Origin of the sequence: Microcoleus sp. T3_D1, assembly GCF_036700405.1 — a bacterium.
Classification (GTDB): Bacteria; Cyanobacteriota; Cyanobacteriia; order Cyanobacteriales; family Microcoleaceae; genus Microcoleus.
Genome location: NZ_JAUBOV010000017.1, coordinates 76281 through 103106 on the forward strand (window position 1 = coordinate 76281; position 26826 = coordinate 103106).

Below are 26826 nucleotides of genomic sequence, written 5' to 3' on the forward strand. Positions count from 1 at the left end.
CTTTCGAGATTTTGCTTTTCAGTAGCGAGTTGCTGCTGCAAAGAAGCGATCGAACTTTCGCGTTCAGCCAACTGCTTCTGTAAAGTTTCGTAACTTGACTTCGCTACTGTTTCGGCTAATTGGCTTTCGAGATTTTGCTTTTCGGTAGCGAGTTGCTGCTGCAAAGAAGCGATCGAACTTTCGCGTTCAGCCAACTGCTTCTGTAAAGTTTCGTAACTTTCTTGCAGCGGATTTGGCTTTACACTCACCGAGTCCGATAGAGTTTCTGCCGTTACAGCGTCATTAAATTCGCTTTCTTCGGCTGTTTCCCCTTGCAAGTGGGCGGCTTCTACCTGCGTTTCTTCACCTTTTTTCCAAGTGACACTAACTTCCGTCTTGTCGCTTGAAATATCCAGAGCGCCTTGTGCCAAGCGTTCTAGGAGCTCCGACCTTGATATTCCGAGCTTTCGAGCGATCGTGTTCAATCGATCGGCACTAGAAGAAGTCAGCGAAAGTCCGATTTTGACTTTGCTGTCTGAATTGGAACTAACTACATTGCGATTTTTTTTGACCATTGGCATTTTCCTCATGCCAACCTACACTTATTAGTATAGTGGCTGAAGCTTGTATTAAAATTAATTCTTGTTACTTACCAATTGTGCCAGCTTGCGTTCCCAATTGAACAAAAAGCCGTGAATGTATTCTTCGATCCATTCCTCCCGGCAGAACCGCGTGAACATTCCCTGGGCCGGGGTTTTTTCGGCACGATACCGCAGATAGCGCAGTCGAGCTTGTAAGCCGTTGTTTTAAAGCGAAGCTTCCAAAGTCGCACCTGCAACCCGATGATCTCGATCTTTTGCCAAATAGCTCACAGCAGCGCGAGCTTGAGGATTGTCAAATTTGCTCAGCGCGCGAGCAACTCGCAGCCGAATTCCCCAGTTATCCGAACTTACTAGAGGTAATAATTGCTGCAATGCCTGTTCTTGCTTCCGGGTATTTGCCAGCAGACCAAATCCGTCAATTGCTGCTTCCTGAACAGGTAAATCTTCGCCGCCAAGACCGATCGCACAAATTTCAAATACTGCATCAGGACACTGCATTTCGTACAGCGGAGCCATAATGCTGCGGCGGACGAGCCAATTGTCATCGCGGCGAAAAGCTTCCACTAAATGAGAAATTGCCTCGGTTCCGAACCTTGACAAAGAGTTAGCGGCTTCGGCGCGCACGTTCGGATCGCGATCGAACTGCATCATTTTTAACAGCGCCGCAAAAGCTTCCGCAGTTTGAATCTGCCGCAATCCCATCGCCACGAACGATCGCACCATAAACTCGCGATCGTCCACTTTGCTCAGCAACATCGGTAGCGCCACCGCAGAATCGCACTTTCTCAGAGCCGTTACCCCCCGCAGCCTCTCTTGAGAATCCGAACTTTGCAGCGCTGCTTGGATTTCGTTAATTTTCATAAGCCAATTATAAATTTTTGTTACGTTTCTTTACAATTTTAGCAATTATTCCCGGATTTGGGGCAGATTTAAAAAAACTTCACTGCTGAATCAGAATTTTTGTGGGTATTTAAGCGAGCTTTTGTATTAGTAATTAAGGCAATCAGTACCCTATTTATTTGAGTAGGCGGAGGCATCATTTATTTTTTTAAATATGTTTTAACAGCCAATTTTATACAACCTGCGGCTTGGGCGCAGTGCAGAATAGAATCATTTTTAACCCCAAGTTGCGGAGATAAAAGCGCAATTTAAAACCCTAATTATCCCGCGCATAAAATCCCAAATGATTGGAAATTGGACGTTCCTGCATGGGAATTTTATTCTGAATCGGAGCATTCAACAGTTTCGCTCCTGACGGCGATGCTACTGCAAAAGTTACCGACCCGCCACCATCTAAATTTAGCACTGTCTCAACTCCCAACTGCATCGAAATATCAGTTATTTCGCTCAATTTCAGCCCTTCACTGTAAAGCCTCTGCTTGCCGTCTACCAGAATTAACCACAACTTGTCGCCTGTTTTGTCGATCGCCACGACGGCACGGGGATAGGGTTTATCCTGTGTGCGTTCTTTCTGGCTTTGTGCTACGGGTTTGCCATTTTTTACCAGCAAAGTATCTCCGGCAACTGCATAGGCTGTTCCCGCAGGGCAAGTGCCGTTTTCGATTATTTGAGCGCGGTTTTTGGCATCAAAACAAAGGGCGGGAAAGTCTGGATTTGGTTGAGAATAAGCTTGACTTTTGGCAATGGCGTGTCCGACATTATTTACTCGATCGCCACTGCGGGGATAGTAATCCCAAGGTGCTTCCTCGATGCAGGGATAAAAAAAATTGCCGTTGACTGCTAATTGCAATTTAAATTCTTTCAGGAATTCAGTAGCCGTGCGGGCATTGGTTTCTGTTAAATCGGGTGTTGGGTTTCCGGGAGTGACAAAAATTCCTATTCCCGGCGCTTTTAGGTCGATGCTAACAATGTGAATTAGGGTGGGACGCGGATTAGTCCGAAATTCCCTGCGGTAGGCTATTCCCTGAAAGAGCGATCGGGCTTCGTTTGTTTGTTGGGGACGCAAAAAGTAGGGAATATTGTAGAGTAGTATTGGTGCGAGCAATATTCCCACACCGAGAATATGCCAAATTTGTTTGATCGTGGGCCGATAAGTCATACCATTTTAGATTGGAGATTGGGGACGGAAACACTGACAGATTTATATATTTTCCAGCATCCTATACTAATATGAAGTATTCGGATTCCAATAATTTTAGCAATCAAATTTTACGAAATCGATCGTTCCAAGGACAAGTTCTTAACGGTGCTGATTTCAGCGGTGCGGATGTTCGAGGCTGCAATTTTAGAAATGCTCAGTTAGCGGGTGCGAATTTTCTCGGTGCCAAAATCGGGCTTTCTCGGCGACAGATAGCTGTTTTGAGTGCTGGGGCGATCGCGATTTGTTTGGTTGTGGGCGATGTTCTGACTCGACTGATTTTGGGAACTCAAGGACAAGTACCGGGCTCTGGCAGTTGGCCTTTTGTTCTGTTGCTGTACGGGGTTTTGAGCGCTGCTGGTTTCGCTTCGGCGATCGCCAGCAAACAGCCACAAACCTCAGCGGGTAGATTGGCACGAACAATTTCTGCTATTCTATCAGGAGCTTTGTTGGGATTTTTCTATGCTGGCACTGCAACTAATAATAATTCCCAGGCTGCTCTTGCTGGAATGTCGATCGGCGGGGTGTTAATGTTTTTTGTGAGTTCCCGGATTCGTAGCCAATTTGCACAGATTGCGATCGCATCGGCTGGAAGTGTGGCGACTTACGCAGCGGCTTTTTTGTTCAGTGCAACGGCGAGCGCTTTTCTGAGCACTCACAAACTGTTTTGGGGTATGTGTTTCGGTTTGCTGTCGCCGCTGTATCTTTGGTTTGCGTTTGTGTCTTTCTCGGCGCTTGTTCGAGAGATTGGAAATGCTGAGGGTACTTCGTTCAGAGGGGCAAATCTCGCTGATGCTAAGTTCGATATAAATTACCTCTATCTAAAATCTAAAATTTAAAATCTAAAATTCCCTAATTGACATTTATTTCCTAACCCAGGCTGAATACGACAAAGACAAATAAAAAAATGATCCTTACTTTTGATGGAGCCACTTATAGCAAATTGCTTGCACAAATCGCTCCTAGGGCGATCGAAACCGAAGAGGAATACGAGCGCCTCCTGGCAGTAGCAGAACGGCTAACGTTCGCTAAAAACCTCACTCCAGAGGAGAGAGCTTTATACAAGTTGTTAGTCACGCTGATTGAAGTTTATGAGACGGAAAATTATCCGATCGACAAATCGGAGCCTCATGAGATTTTGCAACACATCGTGACAACTCCCACCGTCAACCGCTAAAAGCGGTCTGACGGGGGCTTCTCAAATTCACAAATGAGAGTTCTTGTCTCACAGGCTGTCTACTGACTAAGCCTCCACAAGCAGCAAACGGTTGTCCTACCGTCCGTTTAAGTATGTTCAGTGAAGCGTTTAAATCTCTGTCCAAACAAACCGAACAATTGGGGCAATTATGAATACGAATAGACAGGTCTTTAACAACTCTTTCTTCACAATTAAAACACTCAATACTTGTGCCTTTAGCATCAACTTCTTGGGTATGCTTACCGCGTCTTACCGCTACTGCTTGCAATATATTCAAGAACGTCCGCCATGCAACATCGAGTATTGATTTAGCTAATCTGGTTCTAGCTAGACCCTTGATATTCAATTTCTCGAATCCAATCAGATCGTAAGTTGTACATAAATAATGAGCTACAGAATAATGAAAATCTTTGCGTTGACGGGCAATATGCAGATGCAACCTAGCAACTTTATTCGCTTGTTTTTGATAGTTGTTAGACCCCTTGGACTGTCTGGCTAACTTGCGTTGTCTCCGTGCTAGAACAGCTTGAGCCTTGCGGTAGAACAGAGGAACGGCAATTGCTTCAGCGTCACTAGTAGTTAGAAACTTTTCTAATCCAACATCAATTCCCACCGCAGATTTAATTTTATCAACAGGTAAGGAAGTCGGTACTGTGTTATCTTCAAGTGCGAAACTTATATACCAACCATCAGCTTTGCTAACGATTGTTGCTTGTTTAATATCGAAACCGTCGGGTATCGGACGGTGCAATATTACTGGAATCTCACCAATTTTAGATAACTTTAAAGTGCTACTATTTAAGTTCGCTCCGGCTTTGGCAGAATTGACTCTGGGAAATGTAATCGAACAAAGATCACCCTGTTTCTTAAACCTGGGTTTACCGCCTCTCTTACCGCTTTTATCGGGGACTAACCATCGCTTCCAAGCCTTATCTAACCGCATTAAATTTTGCTGTTAGCAGTCAGCATAAATGTCTTTATATTCAGGAAATAATGATTTTGTTTCCTTTAAATTGGCAGCTTGTGAATAGTAATCAACTCGTGCAGGAATCTCACCAATTGGCTCACTTATCAGACTGCATCTATCGATTGAAGAGCGGGTGCGACGAAGGTAATCTAATCTTTGTCCAAGAGCATAGTTCCAATGCCGACGCAACAATTCACCCCAGTGGCTCAAAGTCGCCGCCTGTTCTTGGTTTGGTTGCAATCGGTACTGATAAGTGAGTAGCATAGGATTATTATATCATGCTTAGTGCTATGAGCTATTTCGCAAGGAATTTGCTGATATTGTTAACCTAATTTACAGTAAACCAGCGTTCTGGACGGGTGCCTATTTCGTTGCCAGTTGTGGCGGCGTTACCGTTGAACAAGTTAGAAAATATGTCGAAAACCAGAGTGATATCGCAGAGTAATTGTCGGTTCGTCACCCACCCCACTCACTCTTTGAGCTGTCAAAGTTGTTGGGGCGTGGGATTCCTCACCGACCTGCTATCCCCCTCGCCACCAACCGCGTCTAGCGGTCTGGTGGGAGTACCCCGCAGTTTAGATGGAATCCAGCGGCACCTGTCAAGCGGACTTGGTAGGTATCATTGGATCGAGCGGTGTAGTGTCTGAGGTGGTGAATGGGAAAAGAGCGATTAGCAAGGCACAAGCTAAAGCACTAGGCGATTATTTTAAAATCTCACGTAGCTTGTTTATTTTATTTGGAAATTGGGCATTGGGAATAGGGCATTGGTTATTTGTGATTAGAAAAACTACTAACCAGTAACCACTAAGTATTACCGATGCCCGATGCCAGATGCCCATGCCTGAGGCATCTGGCCCTATGCCGGCAGTCCCTGAATGTTACCGATTATTAGGCGTTGCTGAATTAAGGTATGATCAGTTCAAAGATAAATTTGGAAAAAACAATTAGGTGACGCTCCTAGACCATATCGCTGGCGATTGGTGTACGAGCGTCACTATGGTTTTCTAGTATTGGCATTATATCGGGGCGTTTATTCTCGGCGCGATCGCCCTAATTTACACTCAAACATTGAAAAGCGATCGCCCTTGAGTTTTCTACAAGAATTCAAGGGCGATCGCTCTAATCAAAGTATTTATCTCAGATATGAGATTTTTTTTTGCAAGCTGTTTTTTTTGCCTGAACAGCTTGATTAACGGAGAGGGAGGGATTCGAACCCTCGTTAAGTTGCCCTAAACACACTTTCCAGGCGTGCGCCTTCAACCGCTCGGCCACCTCTCCAGGGCTAAATTAATTCATTTAGCCACAGCTAAACTATATTAGCAGAACAAATCTGATTTGGGAAGGGGTAACGGCATAAATTTACTGTTTAATGTGGGTAGGGTGTCAAACGACGCGGCTTGGATTCTCCTCCTGGGGTCGCAAACCCCTTCATCTAAAGGAGTTTGCTCGCCAAACCCCAATCTAAAATCTAAAATCTAAAATCTAAAATTCCATGACTGACTCTTACACAATTAAAATTCATAACAGACAGACAGGCGATCGCCACACCGTGCGAGTACCCGAAGACCGCTACATCCTGCAAAGCGCGGAAAACCAAGGAGTAGAATTGCCATTTTCCTGCCGCAACGGCGCTTGTACCGCCTGTGCGGTGCGCGTCAAGTCGGGCGAACTGCACCAGCCAGAAGCAATGGGGCTGTCTGTGGAACTGCAAAAAGAAGGTTATGCCCTGCTGTGCGTCAGCTATCCCCGTTCCAACATCGAGGTAGAGACGCAAGACGAAGACGAAGTGTACGAACTGCAGTTCGGCCGCTACTTCGGCAAAGGTAAAGTTCGAGCCGGTTTGCCGTTGGATGAAGAATAAGGCAATTTGATAAATAATCAACTACCAATTATCCATGCTTTATCGATTATGTGCGATCGCCCTTTGTCTGTTGCTAGCTAGCTGCCAAAAACCAGAAATTCCCCAAGGTACGATCGCCAAAGTAGAAAGGGCCATCAGCGGCCAAACAATCGAAGTTATCAGTACAGCCGACAAAATAGCCTTATTAGAACAAATCAGGCTGATTGGTATTGATGCGCCGGATTTAAAACAGCAGCCTTGGGGAGAAGCAGCCAAACAAAGACTAGAACAGCTAACTGGGGGAAAAGAGGTATTGTTAGAATCAGACATCGAACAGAAAGATCGGTTCGATCGCAAACTAGCCTACTTGTGGCAAGATAAAATTTTGCTCAACGAACAGCTAATCAAAGAAGGTTATGCCCTGGCCTCAGCGCGATCGCCCAACACCAAATACCAGCAGCGACTCATCAACGCTCAAGAATGGGCGAGACTCATGGGTAAAGGCTTGTGGAATCCAGAACGAGCTTTGCGCCAAACTCCTGCAGAATTCCGCCAGCAAAATCGGAAATAGTCAATCGATTTTAGATTTTAGATTTTAGATTTTAGATTGAAGCATTGACCCCACCGATAAATTCGGGGGGCAAGTTTCATCGGGTACAGGTTTTTATTTCTGGACGGATGAATCACGTGGCGGGTATCGTGGATGCTTTCGGTCAGTTGGGAATTGTTGACAACTGACAACTAACAACTAACAACTGACAACTGACAACTGACAACTAACAACTAACAACTAACAACTAACAAATGACTGACAATCAACTGCAAAACTTCTTAGAAATAGCCACCGAAGCAGCCCTAGCCGCCGGTTCCGTCCTGCAATCTTTCTGCGGAAAATTAGAAAAAATTCAAGAAAAAGGCCGATCGGGCGATTTAGTCACAGAAGCCGACAAAGCCTCAGAAGTCGTCATCTTAGAAATTCTGGGCCGCCACGTACCCGACCACGCCATCCTCGCCGAAGAATCCGGCAAATTAGGGGATGCTAGCAGCAAATACCTGTGGGCGATCGACCCTTTGGACGGCACAACAAATTATGCTCACCAATATCCTTTTTGGGCCGTGTCGATCGGACTTTTAATCGACGGTATACCACAAATTGGAGTAATTTACGACCCCTTTCATAATGAATTGTTTCGGGCAGGCAAAGGATTGGGAGCAACCTGCAACCGATCACCGATCGAAGTTTCCCAAATCTCAGAATTGAGAACCAGCTTGCTAGTCACTGGCTTTGCATACGATCGGCGCGAAACAGCAGACAATAATTATGCCGAATTCTGTCACCTCACCCACCTCACCCAAGGCGTGCGACGCAGCGGTTCCGCATCCCTAGACCTCGCACACCTCGCGATGGGGCGATCGGACGGATACTGGGAACGGGGACTCGCCCCTTGGGACGTAGCCGCCGGTGTAGTCATCGTCTCCGAAGCCGGAGGTCAAATTACAGCTTATGACGGCAGTGCCTTTGAGATGAACTCAGGTCGGGTTTTGGCCACAAACGGCAAAATACACGCCGAACTCAGCAGCGCACTGCTAGCAGTTCCTCCCTTATCTTCTTGGAAGTAACGTCCCCCCAGCCAGAGATCGGGGGTAGTACGGGGGTCACAACCCCTTGAGTCAAGCTACATTAAAGAATAGTGAAAAGCCAGGAAAGGAAGAGTAAAAGTTATGTCTTTTGAAATGACAAAAGGGCTGTTCAAGTACGACTTTACAGATCAGCACGCAATTTTGGGAATTCCCTTAGACGCCGAGTTTAACGACATCCGCAAGCGCTACATGAAAATCGCCCGCCGATTGCATTCGGATACTTGCTCTTTTGAAAGCCAAGCTGATAAAGATTGGGCTAACCAATTTTTGTCAAAAGTAGTCAATCCGGCTTACAATAAATTCTCTAAGGAAAGCGATCGCAAAGAATACACCCTACTCTTAGCAGCCATCGCCAAGCGCGTCGTTAAAGAACAGGCGAAAATGCAAATTGAAAGCGCAGCAGCCAAACAGTTAGCTACCGCTCAAAATTGGGAAGAAGCTTACAAAACAGCAGTTAGCAAACTCGCTCTCAAGCAGTACGAATCAGTTAAGGAAACGCAAGAGGCGATCGATCAAATTAGCGAACTCAACATGGTTTACCTGCTGCGAAAAGAGCGCATGGGTGGTGGTGGTGCGGTTACAGTGAGTCCGCCCCCAAAAGTCACACCCCCAACTAGCACAGAAAAAACAGTAGCAGCAACCTCAGCCACAGTAAATCCCACGCCGCCTCCTCCGCCTAAAGTCGAACCCCCAAACTCACAGACCGAAGCCTATTGCCGCCGAGCTCAAGGATTTATGGACAGCAAAAATTACGCTAAAGCAAGTTTGGAGTTGAGGGAAGCCATGAAGCGAGATCCAAAACACAGCAAGGCTCACGCTATGTTAGCAATGTGTTACCTTGAACAAAATCAAGCCACAATGGCAAAAATTGAGATGAACAAAGCTTTGGCATCAAATCCTGAAGAACCGACGGCTTTGGAGGTTAAGAAAAAGCTGGAACAAGCTTCCGCAAAGGCCAAAAAAGGTGACGATAAACCAGGATTTTTTGCAAGTTTGTTTGGCGGGAAGAAGAAGTGAGAAGTTGTGAGTTGTGAGTCGGGAATATTGAGAAATTGGTAAACTGCTCAGCAGTGGAGTGCTCTGGCTCAAAAGAATCCAGAGTTGGTGATATCACATCGGATCGCAGTCAGAATTATACCGTCAGTGCGATCGTCCCGCGATCGCGGATGCTCCAGAAAGAACGGGACGATCGCACTGACGGGGAAAATGATAATTCCGATGCCAACAAAAACGATATTAGACCTTAATTTGTTAAAATCGAAGGTTAAGCTGGCCTTCTTCGACTTTAACACCGTTCCCTAAAGCTAAGCTTCTAAGCCCAATCGAAAATCGAAAATCGAAAATCGAAAATAGAGATGACACCTTAATTTGTTAAAGTCGAATGTTAAGCTGGCCTGGTTAGACTTTAACACCGTCCATAAAGCTAAGCTTCTAAGCCCCATCTAAAATCTAAAGTCTAAAATCTAAAATTGATATGGTTCACCAACCCCCATCGGGTGCAAGAGATTTATTGCCCCTTGACGTTGCTCAAAAAATTTCGATCGAACGGCGCTTACAGCAGGTTTTTCACCGCTGGGGCTATCACCGGATTATTACTTCAACTCTAGAAAGGCTGGAAACTTTGATGGCTGGGGGCGCGATCGACCGATCGACCTTAATTCAACTGCAAGACGCCGAGGATGGAGAACTTGGTTTGCGGCCGGAATTGACAGCATCCATCGCGCGCGCGGCTGCAATGCGGATGGCCGGGACTCGCTGGCAACCTCAGCGCCTCTACTACAACGCCAACGTGTTCCGCAAAGGCCCCGATACTGGCTCAGGCGGGCAACAGGAGTTCTATCAAGCTGGGGTAGAGCTGCTTGGCGCGGGGGGGGCGGTTGCGGATGCGGAAGTGCTGCTGCTGCTGTCAGAGTGCTTGCAAAGCTTGGAAATTGATGAGTGGCATTTGGTTTTGGGAGAAGCGGGCTTGACTGCAACATTGCTAGAACCGTTTCCGCCAAACGTCCGCCAAAAAGTTCGGGGGGCGATCGCCAATCTCGATCGAATTGCCTTGGAAACTTTGCCGCTGTCAACCGAATTGCGAGAAAGAGCTCTGCTATTATTTGACTTGCGCGGCCGCCCAGAAGAGGTGTTGCCAATTGTTGCCAAGCTGGATTTAGATTTGCCGCAGCAAGCCGCGTTAAATAATCTCAAATCGGCGATCGAATTGCTGCACCAATGCCAGTCAAAAATTCCAAATCTAAAATCCCACATTCACCTCGATTTGAGTTTAATTCAAACATTTGACTACTACACTGGAATTGTGTTTGAAGTTGTCAGCAGCAGCAAGACAGGACAGCGAGTTTTAGGACAAGGGGGACGCTACGACCAACTGTTGGGACTGTTCGATCCCCAAGGGCAAAATTCCCCCGGCATCGGGTTTTGTCTGAATATTGAAGATTTGCACCAAGTTTTGCTGACAGAGGGGCAGTTGCCCACGGAGACGCCAGCTAGCGACTGGTTGGTTGTGGCTCAAACTCCTGAAGCTAGTGCCGCCGCGTTTGCTTACGCTCGCAAACTCCGAGACTCTACTCACCTAGTTCGGGTGGAAATAGATTTGGAGAGTCGGGAGACAGCAGAGTCGGCGCGGGAATATGCGCGCGATCGACGAATTGCTCAAATTGCTTGGGTAAATGCCGAAGGATTGCCAACAATTGAAACGGTAAATTAGGCTAATTGGTAATTGGTAATTGGTAATTAGTAGTTGGTAATTGGTTAAAAATCACCCGATATGATATTATGTATCCTGCTGATTGAGAGAAGGTTTTGCCAATTGCTAATTGCTAATTCCCTATCTAACTAAAATCTTTTGAGAGAACACTATGGCACACACTATTGTTACGAATATTTGCGAGGGAATTGCTGATTGCGTCGGCGCTTGTCCGGTTGCTTGCATTCACCCCGGCCCCGGCAAAAATGTCAAGGGGACTGATTGGTTTTGGATTGATTTTGATACCTGTATTGACTGCGGTATTTGTTTGCAGGTGTGTCCTGTCGAAGGTGCGATCGTTCCAGATGAGCGGCCTGAGTTGCAGCAAACTCCGACTTGATTGAATTAACTCTTTTTCCCCTTCTTTTCTCTTCCTTTGTGTCATAAGCGTCTTCGCGGTTCGTTAAATTTATATAGGAACTTTTTTTACGAACCGCAGAGACCACAGAGGACACAGAGAAGAAGTTGAGAAAGAACGAAAAAATCTAACGTTGAGATATCTTAAGTGCAGGTAATTAGTTATGCTACTTTTAGATCCAAAAACTCTCGCTCCAGCGACTGAACAGCGCATCATTCTATATGATGTGACTTGGGAACAATACGAGCAACTTTCCGATATGTTTGTCGATGGATTCCCCAGGATGACTTACTTGGAAGGAACGTTAGAAATTATTATGACGACTTCGCCCGAACATGAAAGGCTTAAAAAAATTATTGCCCGGTTGATAGAAAATTATGCAGTTGAAAGGCTAATTAATCTCAACGGTTACGGTAGTGCTACATTTCGTCGCGAAGCTGTGAGACGGGGTGCGGAACCAGATGAGTGTTACTGCTTGGGTGCACTTGCAGAAATCCCTGATATTGCGATCGAAATTGCTCTAAGTAGCGGTGGAGTTGACAAACTAGAAGTGTATCGCGGTTTGCAAGTTCCTGAAGTCTGGTTTTGGGCTAACGATCAATTTTCTATTTACCACTTGCGCGCGTCTGGTTATGAGTTAATTTCCAGCAGTGAATTTTTGCCTGAGTTAGACTTTTCTGTATTGAGTCAATATGTAGGATATGTTAACCAAACTGAAGCTGTTATTGCTTATAGAACTGTTTTGCAAACAGCTACAGGAACCTCAAATTAATAGACATCTCCAGAAAAGCCAGTATTGAACAGGCTTTCCGGCCTGTTCCACAATTTAAAAAAAAGCCCATCGCACTTGACAAAAAAAACTACAATAAAATCCTATGCAGCCGATCGCACTTTCCGACTCTCATATTTTATCCATGCGTACCCACGCCGAAAGCGCTTATCCTGAAGAATGCTGCGGTTTGTTGCTGGGTCGAGTTACTGGCGATGTTAAAACTTTAGTGGAAGTTTGGCCGACTGAGAATGCTTGGAGTGCACAGGCCCAGGAGAATTGGCCGGAAGAAAAAGGATTGACAGAACGACGCAGATATGCTATTAAGCCCGAAGATATGTTGCGGGCGATGAAACATGGGCGCGATCGCAGTCTGGATATTATCGGTATATATCATTCTCACACGGATTGTCCCGCAGTGCCCTCAGAGTGCGATCGGACATTGGCCTGGGCCCAATACTCTTATATCATTGTGTCCGTCCGACAAGGCTGTTGGGAAGACATCCGCAGTTGGAGTCTTGACGGAGAGGGGAACTTTCAAGCAGAGGAAATTCTCGCACAGGAACCGACTGAGATTAAGAAATAATTAGTAAAAATAACAAACACGTAAAAATGCGAAAGATTCAGATAGGATGTAATTCAAAATCTGCGCTACACACAATATCATGCTAAATCCTAATCTGGAGGAGATCCAGCTCAACAAACAAGAATACGAACGCTACTCTCGCCACCTGATCCTGCCAGAAGTGGGATTGGATGGGCAGAAGCGTCTCAAAGCTGCCAGCGTGCTCTGCATCGGTACGGGAGGCCTCGGTTCGCCGCTGCTGCTGTATTTAGCAGCCGCCGGTGTTGGCCGCATTGGGATTGTAGACTTTGATGTTGTAGACCATTCTAATTTGCAGCGGCAAGTAATTCACGGCACTTCTTGGGTTGGGAAACCGAAGATTGAGTCGGCTAAAAATCGGATTTTAGAAATTAATCCTTTTTGCCAAGTTGATTTGTACGAAACTCGCGTTAGTTCGGAAAATGCGATCGACATTGCCACTCCTTACGATATCATTATCGACGGCACGGACAACTTCCCGACTCGCTATTTGATGAACGACGTTTGCGTCCTTCTAAACAAGCCCAACGTCTACGGTTCTATCTTCCGATTTGAAGGGCAAGCAACAGTTTTCAACTACGAAGGCGGCCCGAATTATCGCGATTTGTACCCGGAACCCCCGCCTCCTGGGATGGTTCCTTCTTGTGCAGAAGGCGGCGTTTTAGGCGTTTTGTGCGGAGTTGTCGGTTCTATCCAAGCAACGGAAGCTATCAAGATTATCTTGGGTCAAGGCACTACTTTGAGCGGCAGACTGTTGCTTTACAATGCCTTAGATATGACGTTCCGGCAATTGAAATTGCGGCCAAATCCAGTGCGTCCGGTAATTGAAAAGTTAATCGATTACGAAGAATTCTGCGGATTGATTCCACCAACAGCAGAGGAAGCCAAAATCCAAGTTCCTGAAATGACTGTCACAGAACTTAAGGAGTTAATCGACAGCGGTGCGAAGGATTTTGTATTGTTGGATGTTCGCAATCCCAATGAGTATCAAATTTGTCAAATTCCTGGGTCGGTTTTGGTTCCTTTGCCGGATATCGAACACGGCGCAGGTGTCGCTAAGGTCAAGGAATTGTTGAACGGCCACCGCTTGATTGCACACTGCAAAATGGGCGGGCGTTCTGCGAAGGCTTTGGGGATTTTGAAGGAAGCTGGAATTGAGGGGATTAATGTTAAGGGCGGAATTACTGCTTGGAGTGAAGAAGTAGACCCGTCTGTACCTCAATATTAAGGCTAATCTTTTTCTGGGGCGGGCGATTTGCCCGCCCGGAACCGGGATTATGGCGGGGGCAACTGTATTCTCACCCCGTTCTCCTTTGATTCTATCTTTGTAAACTTCACTAGCTACTTGATAAAATGCGATCGCCCTTGCGATGCACTATCCATGTTTGGGATATTGTACATTTATTGTGGGGGAAAAACCAGGGATTTTGGCACAATACCTTTACCCAGATTTTGTAGGGGCGGGTTCCACCAACAATATCTAACGATTACCAACAATCTAGATAAACCCGCCCCCCACCACCGATCGCCCACATCAACCTGGAATTTGCATCGCATCGGAAAATGTAGGTTGGTATTTTTGGTTGGGTGGGGGCGGGTTTATCAGATTGTTGATTATTGGCAATTATGGTTGGTGAACCCGCCCCTACAAGCATCATGTACATGGTGATTTATGGTTGGGTGGGGGCGGGTTTATCAGATTGTCGATTATTGGCAATTATGGTTGGTGAACCCGCCCCTACGGTAATTACCCCAACCCTTCAACTAACAAATTGCGAGCACTTTCCAACGCTTCCTGCAACTTACTTGCATCGCGTCCCCCAGCTTGCGCCAAATTCGGCCGCCCGCCGCCTTTTCCGCCGCAAATTTGAGCAATTCCCCCGATAAACTTGCCAGCTTGCAATCCTTTCTTATTGACTTCAGGACTAAAAGCTGCAACCAAACTTACCTTATCCGGTTCAGGAATTGATGCCAAAACAACCGCAGCATTTCCTAATTTTTGCTGCAATCTTTCCGCCGCAGTTTTCAGCGCTTCTGTATCCACATCACCCAATTGAGCTACAATGATTTTGAATTCGCCGAGATCCTCAGCCGCACTCAGCAACTGGTCGGATTTCGCGATCGCCAATTCCGACTTCACAGCAGCCAAATGTTTCTGAGTATCCTTCAACTCATTCTGCAAATTAGTAATCCGGTTCGGCAATTCTTCAGGCTTCGCCTTAAATCGATCGCCCAAATCGCGCACCACCTTATCCCGCACGTTCAAATAGTCTAAAACAGCTTGACCGGAAACCGCTTCAATCCTGCGAGTTCCCGCCGCTACCCCCGCTTCGGAAACAATCTTAAACAGCCCGATTTCTGCGGTATTGCTGACGTGAGTTCCGCCGCACAATTCCATCGAAACGCCGGGAAAATCGATAACCCGCACCACATCGCCGTACTTCTCGCCAAACATCGCAGTCGCGCCTTTTTCTCTCGCAAGGGCGATCGGCATTTCTGCAACCTCAGCAGCGTGCGCCTCAGCAATCCAACTATTAACTAAATCCTCAATTTTCTGCAACTCTTCTGCTGTGACAGCGCGCGGAGAATTGAAATCAAACCGCAATCTCTCAGACGATACCAGCGAACCAGCTTGCGAAATCGAATCGTCCACAATTTTCCGCAAAGCTGATTGTAATAAGTGAGTTGCTGTGTGGTTAGCCTGAATTCGGCGGCGGCTGCTGTTGTCAATTTTCGCCGTAATACTATCGCCAACTCTCAGCGTTCCCCGTTCCACCAAGCCGAAATGCACGAAGAAATCCGATTCCTTCTTCACATCATCAACTCTTACTAACAAACCATCACCATTATCTCCGCTTTTCAAATAACCTTTATCCCCAATTTGTCCGCCGGATTCAGCATAAAACGGCGTTTGGTTCAAAACAACTTGTACCTCTGTTCCCGCCGCTGCTTCCTCCACATATTTGCCGTCAACCAAGATAACTTCTACCTCAGCTAAACTAGACAATTCAGCATAACCGACAAACTCAGTTCCTTGGATTGTTTCAGCCAACTTATCCAAAGAACCCTGCACCGTCAAATCGATTGTTTGGCGAGCATCTTTAGCGCGACTTTGCTGTTCCTTCATCGCCGCTTCAAAGCCGTCCAAATCCACAGTAATTCCCTGTTCCTCAGCAATTTCTTGAGTCAGTTCTAAGGGGAAACCGTAGGTATCGTAAAGAGTGAAAGCATCTTGACCAGAAATCTCTGCTGTGGGTTGGGCATCTTGCCCGCCCTGAGACCCAGAAATCTCTGCTGTGGGGAGTAGGGGTTGGGCATCTTGCCCGCCCTGAGAAAGCAACAGGCAAGATGCCTGTTCCACAAGAGCTTTTTTGAGAATTTCCTCCAGCAGCTTCTCTCCGCGTTCCAAAGTCTTGAGAAACTGCGCCTCTTCCCTTGCCAATTCCGCCTTAATTTGAGCTTCCCGCCGCCGCACATTCGGATAAGCAGCTTCCGAAAGGGCGATCGCACTTTCAGCCACCCGCACCGTAAATTCGCCCTGAATTCCAATCAGTCGCCCGTGGCGCACCACCCGGCGAATCAACCGGCGCAAAATGTAACCCCGACCAACATTCGACGCGCGAATTTCGTCCGCAATCATGTGCACCACAGCCCGAATATGGTCGCCAATTACTTTCAGCGAAACCTTGACTTTTTCATCGCTATTGTGGTAATCAATTCCGGCAAGTTCCGCCGCCGATTGAACGATCGGAAAAATCAAATCTGTTTCGTAATTATTGGGGACTTTCTGGAGGATTTGCGCCATCCGTTCCAGTCCCATGCCAGTATCAATATTTTGATTTTGCAGCGGGGTTAAATTGCCCTCTGCATCTTTATTGTACTGCATGAAAACCAGGTTGTAGAATTCGATAAACCTGGTATCATCTTCGAGGTCAATATTGTCGCCTCTCTCTGGGTGAAAATCATAGTAAATCTCCGAACAGGGGCCGCAGGGGCCAGTCGGGCCGGATTGCCAGAAATTGTCATCTTCTCCCATGCGCTGAATCCGATCGCCCGGAATGCCAATTTCATCGCGCCAAATCGCAAAAGCTTCGTCATCTTCTCGGAAAACGCTAACAACCAAATTCGACGCCGGTAAACCGAAAACTTCCGTGGAAAGTTCCCAAGCCCAAGCAATGGCCTGTTTCTTGAAATAATCCCCGAAACTGAAATTACCCAACATCTCAAAAAACGTGTGGTGGCGGGCGGTGCGGCCGACGTTTTCGATGTCGTTGGTGCGGATGCACTTTTGAGAAGTCGTGGCGCGCGGTGATTCGGGCGTGCGCTGTCCGAGAAATATCGGCTTGAATTGTAACATTCCGGCGATCGTCAGCAACACAGTCGGATCTTCGGGAACCAAAGAAGCACTCGGCAATATCTTATGTCCCCGCTGAGCATAAAAGTCGAGGAAGGTTTGGCGGATTTGGCTGCCACTGAGAAACTTAGGAGAAATAGTCATGACAAGAACTGTTAAGAATGTAAAGATGTAGCAACAATAGAATTTATAGGACTTTTGCACGGGTGTCCAGAAACCGGGTTTTTCAACCAAAATACTTGCTTAAAATCCTCAATCTCGGTGAAAAAACCCGATTTCTTTGTTCGGAGTGCGTGAGTGCTAACTTACATCTATTTGGATATTCATATCATTATACTTAGTAATGTAAAGACCTATCAAGTTTTGCAAATAGTGCTTTACTCCTGGGAAAGGCCATGCTAACTTAATAATAGACACCGGGACAGGAAGAGAAAGGAGGTCGCTATATTTAGAAAGAAAGTTCGAGGATATAGACATGGTGTCTCCGGTCTAGATTCCCAGGCGCAGCAGAAATTAACCGAACACAACTTGGAATAGTGGCGAACTGCCGATCGCGCAGTCAAGCCAAACCGCAGTCGAGTCAGACTTATTGTGGTAGCGGATTAAAAGTAAAGCTGCACAAGTTGTAAACCCTAGTAAGTCACAGTTCTCAATCGGAAACACATCTCGTTTGTTAGAAAAAACAAAGTTCTCATATTATTGGGTCTGGTCGCTGTCGATCGGGCCCTATGAATTTTTATAGGGCGATCGCAGGATTCGAGGATTCGAGGGGGAGAGCTCGGCCGAGTTCGACTTTATAAGGAATGAGAATTAAATAACTTACAATGCGTGATGGTTCTTGTGGGATGGGCGTCCCGCCCGTCCAGAAAGGGCGGGCTATAAGCCCAACCCCTACCCCCCAAAAACTTGTGTAAATTATTTAATTCGCGATCCTAAGTGCTTTCTGGTCAAAGGCAGCATCCCTCGGAGCCGATCGGCGAGCGATCTGTGCAGCTTTTGAGTTATATATTATATATAATGGGACGTGGAGCAAGCCCGCCCGCTTTTTGCCGGGACTCCAGCGCTGTGGTATGAGGCACTGTCAAGATGGGATATCATTGAGGATGTCACTCAAGACCTTAAAACCTACCCCGCGCTGTGCTGTATAGCAGCAAAATCTACGCTTCTATTAGCCTGCTGCCAGCCAAGGATAGCCAACCGCCATTTTTGGTGACAAGCCCAGGCTCAAAAATTTGAATCTCAGGATATTTAGAGTCAAAACTCTAAAAAATCCCATCCCCGACGCAGGGGTGAGAGTTCAAAAAAATAAAAGCCCGCCCACTCAAAAAAGCTAGTGCCGCCAACAAGTAGTAAATCACTAGCACAGTTCTTAAACTCACAATTTCCGGAGATTCCAGGTGCAAGTATGGCCGAAATAACTAAAGAAGAAATGCGCGAACGGCTGGGAAATATCGACCAGATCCGGGATATCATTTTTGGAGCGCAGCTTAGAGAATACGACAATCGCTTCGATAAAATAGATTCCGACTTGTCGATGATGCAGCAAGATATGCAAACTCGCATCGAACAAGTAAGAACAGTTCTTTCAGGAGAAATGAGGGCTGCAGTTGATTCGTTAGAAAAGAAAGTTAAATCGCTCACCTCAAACACCCAAGAAGAAAGCGCAGATATCCGTCAGCAAGTCGATCGCATTAACCGCAAATTCTCCAGCAGCATGGAAGCCCTCGACGAGGCTATAGACAATCAAACCAGTTCGCTTCGCGACGAACTCTCCCAAACCAGAGATCGACTATCTGAAGAAAGCCGCACTTTGAAAACACAGGTTTTTGAAGAACTCGATCGTCGCTTTTCTATGCTCAGAGATGTTAAAGTTTCCAGAGACGACATGGCAGAAATTCTGTTTGAACTCGGCATGAGGCTCAAAGGAACAGAATTTGTACCCGAACTTAAAGGCGTTGCGGATAATAAGTCAAATACCGAATTTCTGTTGCCGGAGCGCCACCATCACGGATAATAACGCATGGCTTTACCGAAAGAAAATCCGGCTGACGAAAATGAGTTAGAGGGTTTTGTTTCTGAACCTGACGAGTCTCCTGCCGATGCGGCAACCCAGCTAGAACCCTTGCTGAATCTGTTAGTCGATCTCAAAATTTTTGCGGGTTCCAACCAGCAAAATGCAGAGCCCGAAGATCACAGCAGTGGCGAAAATAATCAAGCTGGGGCCCTCGGCGGGTTGATGGATTTGTTAGGTATTTCTGAGCAAGCGCCAGAGGAATTTGCAGCGAGTGTACCCGAAACTGGATCTCGCCAACCGGAGTCTGGCGATTCCCCACCTGTTGCAGACGAGTTCAAAAGTTTGCTATTTGCTACTCACAAACTCAACACTTCAGAACTGGAAAAAGACTATTCCTCAGCTAAAACTATAGATGTTTCCGCGATCGCCCAGCCGGATTTGGAGGAGGAATCACAGCCTGTCGAAGAATTGTCTAACTTGACAATGAAAGATTCTCTACAGTACGTACAGGCTCAAAAATCCCACAAGTTCGATCGGCATTTACAGGATGTTTCCCCTCCCGAAACCGAGTCAAAACCCTCGGAAATTCCCCATAATCCCATAGTTTCCACAGTCTCAGATCCACCAGAAACGGGATATTTAGATACTGCAGTGGCTTCGACTCTAGAAAGCCCTAACTTACTAGAACCGCCAGCAGAAATATTAGGCCAAATTAAACAGGATTTAAATGAAGCCGACAGCGCGATGGAAACGCTGCAAAATCTGATTTTCGGCTCAAAAATCTCGGATATCGAACAAGTCAAAAATCTTCTGGCAGAAAACGACTTGCCGGGGGTGCGCCACCTGATGGCAACAATCGACGATAAATTAGGAAAATTGGAACACCAAATCTACGAGCCCCAAGAGTTGATTGAGTTGATGTTGCCTTGGATCGCAGAAATTCTCAGCCGCAAAGTGGCCGATTCCAGAGAAGAAGTTGTTAAGGCGATCGTGCCCATTATTGACGAAGTGATTAGGGCAAAAACTCAGGAAAACAAGTCGGCAATGAGTGCGGCAATAGCTGAGTTACTTCCCGACGCACTTGCTCAACAAATAGTGAATTCGCCAGCGGATATTGCTAAGGCGATCGCCCCAGAAATCGGTCTGGCAATTAAAGAGCAAATTCGCCTCGACCAAGAGTCGATCGCTCAAGCCCTCGCCCCGGAAATGGGCAAAGCGATTACAGCCCAAATTGAACTTGAACGCGACGCAATGGTGGATGCCCTCTATCCCGTAATTGGCAATACTATTTCCCGATACATGGCAGAAGCTATCAAGACAATCAATGAAAAAGTGTCAAATGCCCTCAGCGTCGAAGGAGTTCAGCGCAAAATTCGCTCCAAAGTACAAGGAGTCTCCGAAGCCGAATTAATCCTCAGAGAATCAGTACCCTTTACCATCCAAGCAGCATTCTTAATTCACAAAGCATCAGGCTTGGTTATTTCCGAAGTTCAAAACTCAGAAAGCTACCAGTTAGAATCAGAAATGGTAGCAGGAATGCTCACAGCTATTCGCAGCTTTGTTAACGAGTGCATCGTGCAGCCCGGAGAAGTTTCCGAACTCAATCAAATTGAATACGGCGACTCAAAAATTATGCTAGAAGTAGCGGGATATTGCTACATGGCAGTCGTGATCAAAGGAGAACCGCCAAACTTGTTCATCAACAAACTGCGACAAACCGTTACTAATCTCATCCTTAATTATGCTAAAGTAATTCACGAGTTTAACGGCGATCCCGGTACTATACCTGAGTCCCTGCACCCGTACATAAAAAGTTTATTCGACCCGCTGCAAAGGGAAAAATCAACAAAACCCCCGATCGCCCTAGCCGCGATCGGTTTAGCCGCCTTGAGCTTAATCTTAGTACCTTGGGGAATTTATCAGTATCGCAGCAGCGTTGAGCGTCGCCTCGAAGCAAATGCCGTCGCAGCTTTAGCATCCACTCCCGAATTAGCAGTTTACCGCTTAGATGTTGCAGTTGAGGGCAAAACTTTAAAGCTAACCGGAAAGTTGCCCAATCAAGAATTGCGGACACAAGCCGAAAAAATAGCCGCATCAACTGCACCGAAATTGCAATTAGATAATAGAATTCTAGCTGTAGATGTCCCCCCAGATCCAGTTTTGACGGCGGCAGAGGTGCAGCGGATTACCGCTGTTTTGAATCAGAAAGAGGGCGTTTCTATTTCTACGCGGTATGGCGATCGTAAAGTGACTGTAGAGGGTACCGTTAGAGACGGTGCAGACGGACAGAAAATAGCTCAGTCCCTGAAACAAATACCCGGTGTTCAATCGGTGATTAGCACAGTTAAATTAGATCCGCTGAAAATTACAACCCGCATCTACTTCCAGCAAGGAACGGCAACATTAGACTCTACATACGGAGAAATGATCGCCAGTGTCAAAAATTTCATGGATCAATATCCTCAAAAACAGATTAAGATAATTGGGCACAGCGATCGAACTGGGGAACTTGCTACAAATCAACAGTTGTCGCTGAGGCGTGCAGCAGCAGTGCGAGATGCTTTAGTGCGGCAGGGTGCTAACCCGAAGCGCCTCCAAACAATCGGCATCCCCCATCCTCCTGCCGACGTGGAACCCAATCAACCGCGACTTTTAAGCAGATGCGTGGTATTTGAACCACTAACTAACACCATAAACAGTAAATAATCATGTCAGTTACTATAGCTAAAAAAATGTGTATGATCGGCGATTTTGGCGTGGGCAAAACCAGCCTGATCCGCCGTTTTGTCGATCGGCAATTCACCGACCAATACCTCTCCACCGTGGGAGTAAAAATTTCCCGCAAGAACGTAGAATTAGAAGGCGTAAAAGAGCGGGAAAACGTGACTGCACAGTTGCTAATTTGGGACTTAGAAGGGCATACAAAATTCAAAGGAATAGCACCGACTTACTTGCAGGGAGCTAGCGGCGTTTTAATCGTTGCCGATGTCAGCCGAACCGAAACAGTTGAGCGAATCTCCGAACACATTCAGCTTTATTCTTCAGTCAATCCTAAAGGGTCAATTATCATCGCTTTGAACAAAGTAGACTTGATTGACGAGGAAAAATTGGCGCTGCTAGTGGAAATGTCCCATTCCATAGGTCAAGACAAAGTAATAGCAGTTTGCACGACATCTGCTAAAACAGGCAAAGACGTTGACGAAATTTTCTACAAACTAGCATACACAATGGTAGAAAAAGTATGAACCCCCTGTTAAGAAAGCTGTTAGGCCCGCGACAAACACAGTATTTTCTAGTAAATCACCATTTCATCATTCAGGAAACCTCCGCCCAAGTGCAGCATTATGCCGATACTCCGGGCGACGCGATACCAGGTGCAGATGCTCGCCTGAGTTTTCCCGAACTGATTGGCATTGAAAATATCCTCATGTCTATCATTATGGGACGGCTGCCTGGTTTTGAAGTCAAAGGTATCGCTCGGTTTGCCGACCCGAACCGCCCTTTATACTTTGATATGTTGGCTATCAAATATGAAGAAGAACAAGAATATGTGCCAAGTAAATTGCTAATTTTGATTGAAGATACCACCGAAAAGATGGTAATGAAGCAATCCTTGATTCAGAGGGCGAATGAAGCTAATCTGTTGGTTAGTGCCTTAGCCGCTTCTAAAGATTATATAGATAAAGTTATTCGTTCGATGGGCGATGCTTTGTTGGTCACAACAACATTAGGAACTATCAAAACAATCAATCAAGCGGCCCAATGGTTATTTGGGTATAGCGAAGCAGAATTGATCGGCCAGCCCCTGTCTTTAATATTAGTCGAAGAAACATTACTTTACCAAGCGCGCCACCGCTATATTTTGTCTCATAAAGAGCTGCGGAGAGAACTAGAAATAGTCTGCACTACTAAAGCCGGAGAAGAAATTTGGGTAGAATTTTCCTGTTCGGCAATTCAGACAGAATTAGAGGGACTTTACGATTTCATTTATATAGGCAGGGACATCACAGAACGCAAACAACAGGAAATAGAAATTCGCCGCTCTTTGGCAAAAGAGCAAGAACTCAGACAGGTAAAATCTCGTTTTTTCTCGATGATTGCTCACGAATTCGGCAATCCTTTAAGTACAGTATTATTTGCTACTAAAATCCTCCAAGACTACGGCGACGAAATCACGCACGCGGAAAAAGAACAATACCTGCAACACGTTAAATCAGCATCTCAACAAATGGCTCAGCTATTAGATGACGTGCGGTTGCTCAGCAGCGCCGAAGCCGGAAAACTCGAATTCTATCCCGCACCAGTTGACTTAAAAAAATTTTGCAGCGAGTTAGTAGAATCAATTAAAATTAGTTATGGAAAAAATCATACAATTAACTTTATTTATCAAGAATTAGTTGCCCCCGCGCCAAAAGATGATAGGGACTCGCAGGAAACGCAACAGTTGCCCGCACTAGATCCAAAATTGCTGCGGCACATTTTGACAAATTTGCTGTCAAATGCTGTCAAATATTCGCCCCTCGACAGCCATATTTATTTGGAATTAAATTGTCAGAATAATGAAGAAGCTATATTTAAAATTAAAGACGCAGGCATTGGCATTGCTCTCGAAGACCAAGAACAACTGTTTGAATCTTATTATCGAGCCAAAAATGTCGGAAAAATACCCGGTACAGGACTGGGTTTATCCATAGTCAAGCAGTGTGTAGACTTGCACGGAGGTCAAATCGAATTTTCCAGCGAGACAGGGTTAGGCACTACCTTTATAGTCAGAATTCCCTTTGAGAAACAGAGATAAATAGATTGATTTTCGATAATTCGATACACAGGGCGCATTCACTACTAAGAATCTCACATGAAAACCTTGTTAAAAAAACTGTTAGTTCCCCACCACTTGGAGTACCTAGCACTGGATCAAGACTTTTTAATCCAAGAAATCTCTCTGCAAGTGCAGCGGTTTGCCGACTCTCCCGACGAAGTAGTCGCCGGCAACGATGTTCGCATTCCCTTTCCAGAATTGGTGGGAACTGAAGAAATTTTAATCGATATTTTTGAAAAACGTTTGCCAAATTTTGAATTAAAAGCGATGACGCGACTATTAGAAAATGGTTCGCGGCTTTATTTTGATATGTATATCGTGCAGTTCACCAATGACGAGACTTATCAGAGATTAATTATATTTTTTCAAGACGTAAGCGACAGGATGGCTTTAGAACAAACTCTAGTGCAAGCTACCAATGAAATGGATATTTTATTGAGTACCTTAGCGGCTACTAATAATTATGTTGAAAAAATTATTAGTTCAATGGCGGAAGTTTTGTTGGTAACAACAGCCTCGGGAAAAATTAAAAAAGTCAATCAAGCGGCTCAAGATTTGTTCGGTTACAGCGAATCAGAATTAGTAGGGCAGCAAATAGACGTTCTTGCTGCTTTTGGCTCCTCTTTGCAAGCAGTCAGCCAAGAGGAGCCTCAACAATCTCAAACTCACGCCGAAGTAATTTGCCGGGCAAAAACCGGAGAAAAGCTCACAGTTTCGTTTTCCTGTACGGCGATTTCGACTGACATTAAAGGCATTTCTGGCTCTTGGCCCGCCGTTCAAGATTTCGTGTACATCGGCCGCGATGTCACAGATAGACAGCGGGCCCGCCAGCGACAAATAACTCAGTACGTCACCACTCGCATCCTGTCGGCATCCGAAACAATCAAAAAAGCTATAGCAGCAATTCTCCCGGTAATTTGCGACAGCTTGGGATGGGATACTGTCGAACTTTGGATGCCAGAATCCGGGGAAAAACTGCTGTCAGAAACTAAGAGAATAACTGCGGTTTCCGATCCCAATTTGCTTCGGTGCGTCGCCAGTTGGACAAAACGCTCCGTTTCTATCCCCAAATTTGCCGAATTTACCAAACAAATGACTTGTGCGTTGGGCGAAGGATTACCGGGTTTCGTTTGGGCCAGCGGTTCATCTCAGTGGATTGCAGATGTCACAAAAAGTGACAGTTGTCTGCGCCGAGAACTTGCGGGCGAAGAAGGACTGCACGGAGCTTTTGGTTTCCCAATTGTGGGCGACTACGACCCTGAAAATTGTGCCAAGTCTGTGTTGGGGGTGATGACTTTTTTCAGCCGCGAAGTGCAGTGTTTTGATGAAGAATTGCTCCAGACAATGGCGACAATCGGCAGCCAAATCGGTCAATTTATCAAGCGCAAGCAAACGGAAATAGCTTTGCGGGAAAGCGAAGAACAACTGCGAGACTTATTTGAAAATGCTACTGACTTAATTCAAAGTATTGGAGCTGACGGTCATTTTTTGTATGTAAATCGGGCTTGGCGGGAAACTCTGGGCTACACCGAAGCAGAAATTGCTCAAATGACTATTTTTGATATCATTCATCCCAACAGTTCCCCAGAGTCTCTGGATATATTGTATCAAGCTATTACCAAAAAAAATGTCAATGAAAATACCTTGTATCCCGACTCAATTCAAGGAATATTTATTACTAAATATCACGAACAAATTTTGCTGGAAGGCAGCATAAGCTGTAAATTTGCGGAAGGTTCGCTAGTAGCGATTCGCGCTATTTTGCGAGACATTACTGCTAGAAAACTGGCCGAAGACGCCCTAGCAAAATCTATATCTCTGCTGCAAGCAACTTTTGATTCTACTGCTGACGGTATTTTAGCTACTGACAGGAGCGGAAAAATAGTCACTTTCAATCGAGAATTTGTGGAAATGTGGGGCATACCTAACGAAGTGATGGCACTGCGAGACGACGCCACAACGATCGCCTTTGTGCTGAACCAACTCAAAGACCCCCAAGCATTCCAAGAGAGAATAGAATCGCTTTACGAGCAGCCAGAAGCCGAAAGTTACGACTTGTTGGAATTTCAAGACGGCAGATTTTTTGAACGCTATTCGGAACCGCAGCGGCTGGGAGATAAAATTATCGGCAGAGTCTGGAGTTACCACGACATAACGGAACGCAAGCAAGCAGAAGATGCCCTGCGAGAAGAACAAGAAAAATCAGAAAAACTGCTGTTAAATATCTTGCCCAAGGCAATAGCAGAACGCCTCAAGCAAAACGAAACTACTATTGCCGAATACTTTCCCGAAGTGACTGTTTTGTTCGCCGACATTGTGGGGTTTACTGCTTTGTCTGCCGTCATGAATCCGATCGACCTCGTGGATCTCCTCAATAAGATTTTCTCAGGATTCGACCTTTTGTGCGAACGGCACGGCCTAGAGAAAATCAAGACCATCGGCGACGCATACATGGCGGTTGGAGGGCTGCCTGAACCCCGGCAAGACCACGCAGAGGCGATCGCCCAAATGGCCCTCGATATGCAAGCAGAAATAGCCCGATTTAATGCTAAGAATAATAAATATTTTAGCATCCGCATCGGCATTCACAGCGGGCCGGTTGTTGCCGGAGTAATTGGCATCAAAAAGTTTATTTACGATTTGTGGGGCGACACAGTAAATATTGCTTCCCGCATGGAATCTCACGGTTTGCCTTGGCGGATTCAAGTCAGCGAAACTACTTATAAGTTATTAGAACACAAATATGTATTTCAGGAGCGGGGAACTATTCAAGTTAAAGGCAAAGGGGCAATGAAAACTTATCTGCTCATTGGCCAAATATAAGGCAAGTCATC

General features: G+C 45.9%; 24 protein-coding genes, 1 tRNA gene and 1 pseudogene. 18 read left to right on the top strand and 8 right to left on the bottom strand.

The features are described 5' to 3' along the window. The 4 genes from QT992_RS10370 to QT992_RS10385 all read right to left on the bottom strand — a co-directional run. Positions 1-554, bottom strand: a 554-nt coding sequence (locus tag QT992_RS10370) for a ribbon-helix-helix protein, CopG family (protein WP_333376940.1), incomplete at its 3' end; no start/stop codon positions are given. A gap of 60 nt (positions 555-614) precedes the next feature. Further along, complete coding sequence (locus tag QT992_RS10375) at positions 615-764, bottom strand: hypothetical protein (RefSeq protein ID WP_333286785.1); 150 nt, start codon at positions 762-764, stop codon at positions 615-617. 21 nt (positions 765-785) lie between these two features. Continuing rightward, complete coding sequence (locus tag QT992_RS10380; protein ID WP_333340562.1) at positions 786-1442, bottom strand: HEAT repeat domain-containing protein; 657 nt, start codon at positions 1440-1442, stop codon at positions 786-788. 295 nt (positions 1443-1737) lie between these two features. After that, positions 1738-2640: a phosphodiester glycosidase family protein gene (locus tag QT992_RS10385; RefSeq protein WP_333340559.1), complete on the bottom strand. Its 903-nt coding sequence runs from the start codon at positions 2638-2640 to the stop codon at positions 1738-1740. Between the two features lie 71 nt (positions 2641-2711). Between QT992_RS10385 and QT992_RS10390 the strand changes: the two genes are divergently transcribed. Together QT992_RS10390 and QT992_RS10395 are read left to right on the top strand one after the other, a co-directional pair. After that, complete coding sequence (locus QT992_RS10390; protein WP_333340556.1) at positions 2712-3518, top strand: pentapeptide repeat-containing protein; 807 nt, start codon at positions 2712-2714, stop codon at positions 3516-3518. Between the two features lie 68 nt (positions 3519-3586). Continuing rightward, the gene (locus QT992_RS10395; protein ID WP_333321744.1) at positions 3587-3856 is read left to right on the top strand and encodes a hypothetical protein; all 270 of its coding nucleotides are present in this window, start codon (positions 3587-3589) and stop codon (positions 3854-3856) included. On the opposite strand, the gene QT992_RS10400 is transcribed toward QT992_RS10395, so the two are convergent. Then, positions 3846-4820 carry a transposase gene (locus tag QT992_RS10400; RefSeq protein ID WP_333340554.1) on the bottom strand — a complete coding sequence of 325 codons (975 nt, stop codon included), beginning with the start codon at positions 4818-4820 and terminating at the stop codon, positions 3846-3848. The genes QT992_RS10395 and QT992_RS10400 overlap by 11 nt on opposite strands. Before the next feature lie 12 nt (positions 4821-4832). Continuing rightward, positions 4833-5108 carry a helix-turn-helix domain-containing protein gene (locus QT992_RS10405; protein WP_333340552.1) on the bottom strand — a complete coding sequence of 92 codons (276 nt, stop codon included), beginning with the start codon at positions 5106-5108 and terminating at the stop codon, positions 4833-4835. Positions 5109-5139: 31 nt separating this feature from the next. On the opposite strand from QT992_RS10405, the pseudogene QT992_RS10410 reads away from it, so the two are divergent. Continuing rightward, positions 5140-5289: pseudogene (locus QT992_RS10410) on the top strand (transposase); the annotation flags it as partial. A 748-nt stretch (positions 5290-6037) separates the two neighbouring features. On the opposite strand, the gene QT992_RS10415 reads toward QT992_RS10410, so the two are convergent. Beyond that, a tRNA-Ser gene (locus QT992_RS10415) sits at positions 6038-6122 on the bottom strand. Positions 6123-6336: 214 nt separating this feature from the next. On the opposite strand from QT992_RS10415, the gene QT992_RS10420 reads away from it, so the two are divergent. The 10 genes from QT992_RS10420 (at position 6337) to moeB (ending at position 14033) form a co-directional block, all read left to right on the top strand. Continuing rightward, positions 6337-6705 (top strand): 2Fe-2S iron-sulfur cluster-binding protein, encoded by a 369-nt coding sequence (locus tag QT992_RS10420; RefSeq protein ID WP_006635700.1) that lies wholly within the window; start codon positions 6337-6339, stop codon positions 6703-6705. Between the two features lie 34 nt (positions 6706-6739). Further along, positions 6740-7255: a thermonuclease family protein gene (locus tag QT992_RS10425; RefSeq protein ID WP_333340549.1), complete on the top strand. Its 516-nt coding sequence runs from the start codon at positions 6740-6742 to the stop codon at positions 7253-7255. Positions 7256-7488: 233 nt separating this feature from the next. Further along, a complete protein-coding gene (locus QT992_RS10430; RefSeq protein WP_333340547.1) occupies positions 7489-8304 on the top strand; it encodes an inositol monophosphatase family protein in 816 nt (271 codons plus the stop codon). A 102-nt stretch (positions 8305-8406) separates the two neighbouring features. Continuing rightward, positions 8407-9342 carry a tetratricopeptide repeat protein gene (locus QT992_RS10435; RefSeq protein ID WP_333321734.1) on the top strand — a complete coding sequence of 312 codons (936 nt, stop codon included), beginning with the start codon at positions 8407-8409 and terminating at the stop codon, positions 9340-9342. A 35-nt stretch (positions 9343-9377) separates the two neighbouring features. Then, a complete protein-coding gene (locus tag QT992_RS10440) occupies positions 9378-9572 on the top strand; it encodes a hypothetical protein (protein WP_333321732.1) in 195 nt (64 codons plus the stop codon). A gap of 227 nt (positions 9573-9799) precedes the next feature. Further along, on the top strand, positions 9800-11035 hold the full coding sequence (locus QT992_RS10445; RefSeq protein WP_333321731.1) for an ATP phosphoribosyltransferase regulatory subunit: 1236 nt from the start codon (positions 9800-9802) through the stop codon (positions 11033-11035). Between the two features lie 151 nt (positions 11036-11186). Continuing rightward, positions 11187-11414, top strand: a complete 228-nt coding sequence (locus QT992_RS10450; protein WP_333054336.1) for a ferredoxin family protein — start codon at positions 11187-11189, stop codon at positions 11412-11414. A 181-nt stretch (positions 11415-11595) separates the two neighbouring features. Beyond that, positions 11596-12204: a Uma2 family endonuclease gene (locus tag QT992_RS10455; protein WP_333321730.1), complete on the top strand. Its 609-nt coding sequence runs from the start codon at positions 11596-11598 to the stop codon at positions 12202-12204. 103 nt (positions 12205-12307) lie between these two features. Beyond that, the gene (locus tag QT992_RS10460) at positions 12308-12787 is read left to right on the top strand and encodes a M67 family metallopeptidase (protein WP_333321728.1); all 480 of its coding nucleotides are present in this window, start codon (positions 12308-12310) and stop codon (positions 12785-12787) included. Positions 12788-12866: 79 nt separating this feature from the next. Then, the gene (gene moeB / locus QT992_RS10465; protein ID WP_333321727.1) at positions 12867-14033 is read left to right on the top strand and encodes a molybdopterin-synthase adenylyltransferase MoeB; all 1167 of its coding nucleotides are present in this window, start codon (positions 12867-12869) and stop codon (positions 14031-14033) included. A 519-nt stretch (positions 14034-14552) separates the two neighbouring features. On the opposite strand, the gene alaS is transcribed toward moeB, so the two are convergent. After that, positions 14553-17303: an alanine--tRNA ligase gene (alaS, locus tag QT992_RS10470; protein WP_333376943.1), complete on the bottom strand. Its 2751-nt coding sequence runs from the start codon at positions 17301-17303 to the stop codon at positions 14553-14555. Positions 17304-18564: 1261 nt separating this feature from the next. Here alaS and QT992_RS10475 point away from each other — a divergent pair. The 5 genes from QT992_RS10475 to QT992_RS10495 are packed head-to-tail and all read left to right on the top strand — an operon-like array spanning position 18565 to position 26815. Next, positions 18565-19173, top strand: a complete 609-nt coding sequence (locus QT992_RS10475; RefSeq protein WP_333315811.1) for a hypothetical protein — start codon at positions 18565-18567, stop codon at positions 19171-19173. Positions 19174-19179: 6 nt separating this feature from the next. Next, positions 19180-21879 carry an OmpA family protein gene (locus tag QT992_RS10480; RefSeq protein WP_333376946.1) on the top strand — a complete coding sequence of 900 codons (2700 nt, stop codon included), beginning with the start codon at positions 19180-19182 and terminating at the stop codon, positions 21877-21879. A 2-nt stretch (positions 21880-21881) separates the two neighbouring features. Next, positions 21882-22418, top strand: coding sequence for a Rab family GTPase (locus tag QT992_RS10485; protein WP_333376948.1), 537 nt, complete (start codon positions 21882-21884; stop codon positions 22416-22418). Continuing rightward, a complete protein-coding gene (locus tag QT992_RS10490; protein ID WP_333340536.1) occupies positions 22415-23971 on the top strand; it encodes a PAS domain-containing sensor histidine kinase in 1557 nt (518 codons plus the stop codon). The genes QT992_RS10485 and QT992_RS10490 overlap by 4 nt, the downstream gene beginning before the upstream one ends. Before the next feature lie 57 nt (positions 23972-24028). Next, entirely contained in the window at positions 24029-26815 is a 2787-nt protein-coding gene (locus QT992_RS10495; RefSeq protein ID WP_333340533.1) for an adenylate/guanylate cyclase domain-containing protein, read from the top strand. The last annotated feature ends 11 nt before the right edge of the window (positions 26816-26826 follow it).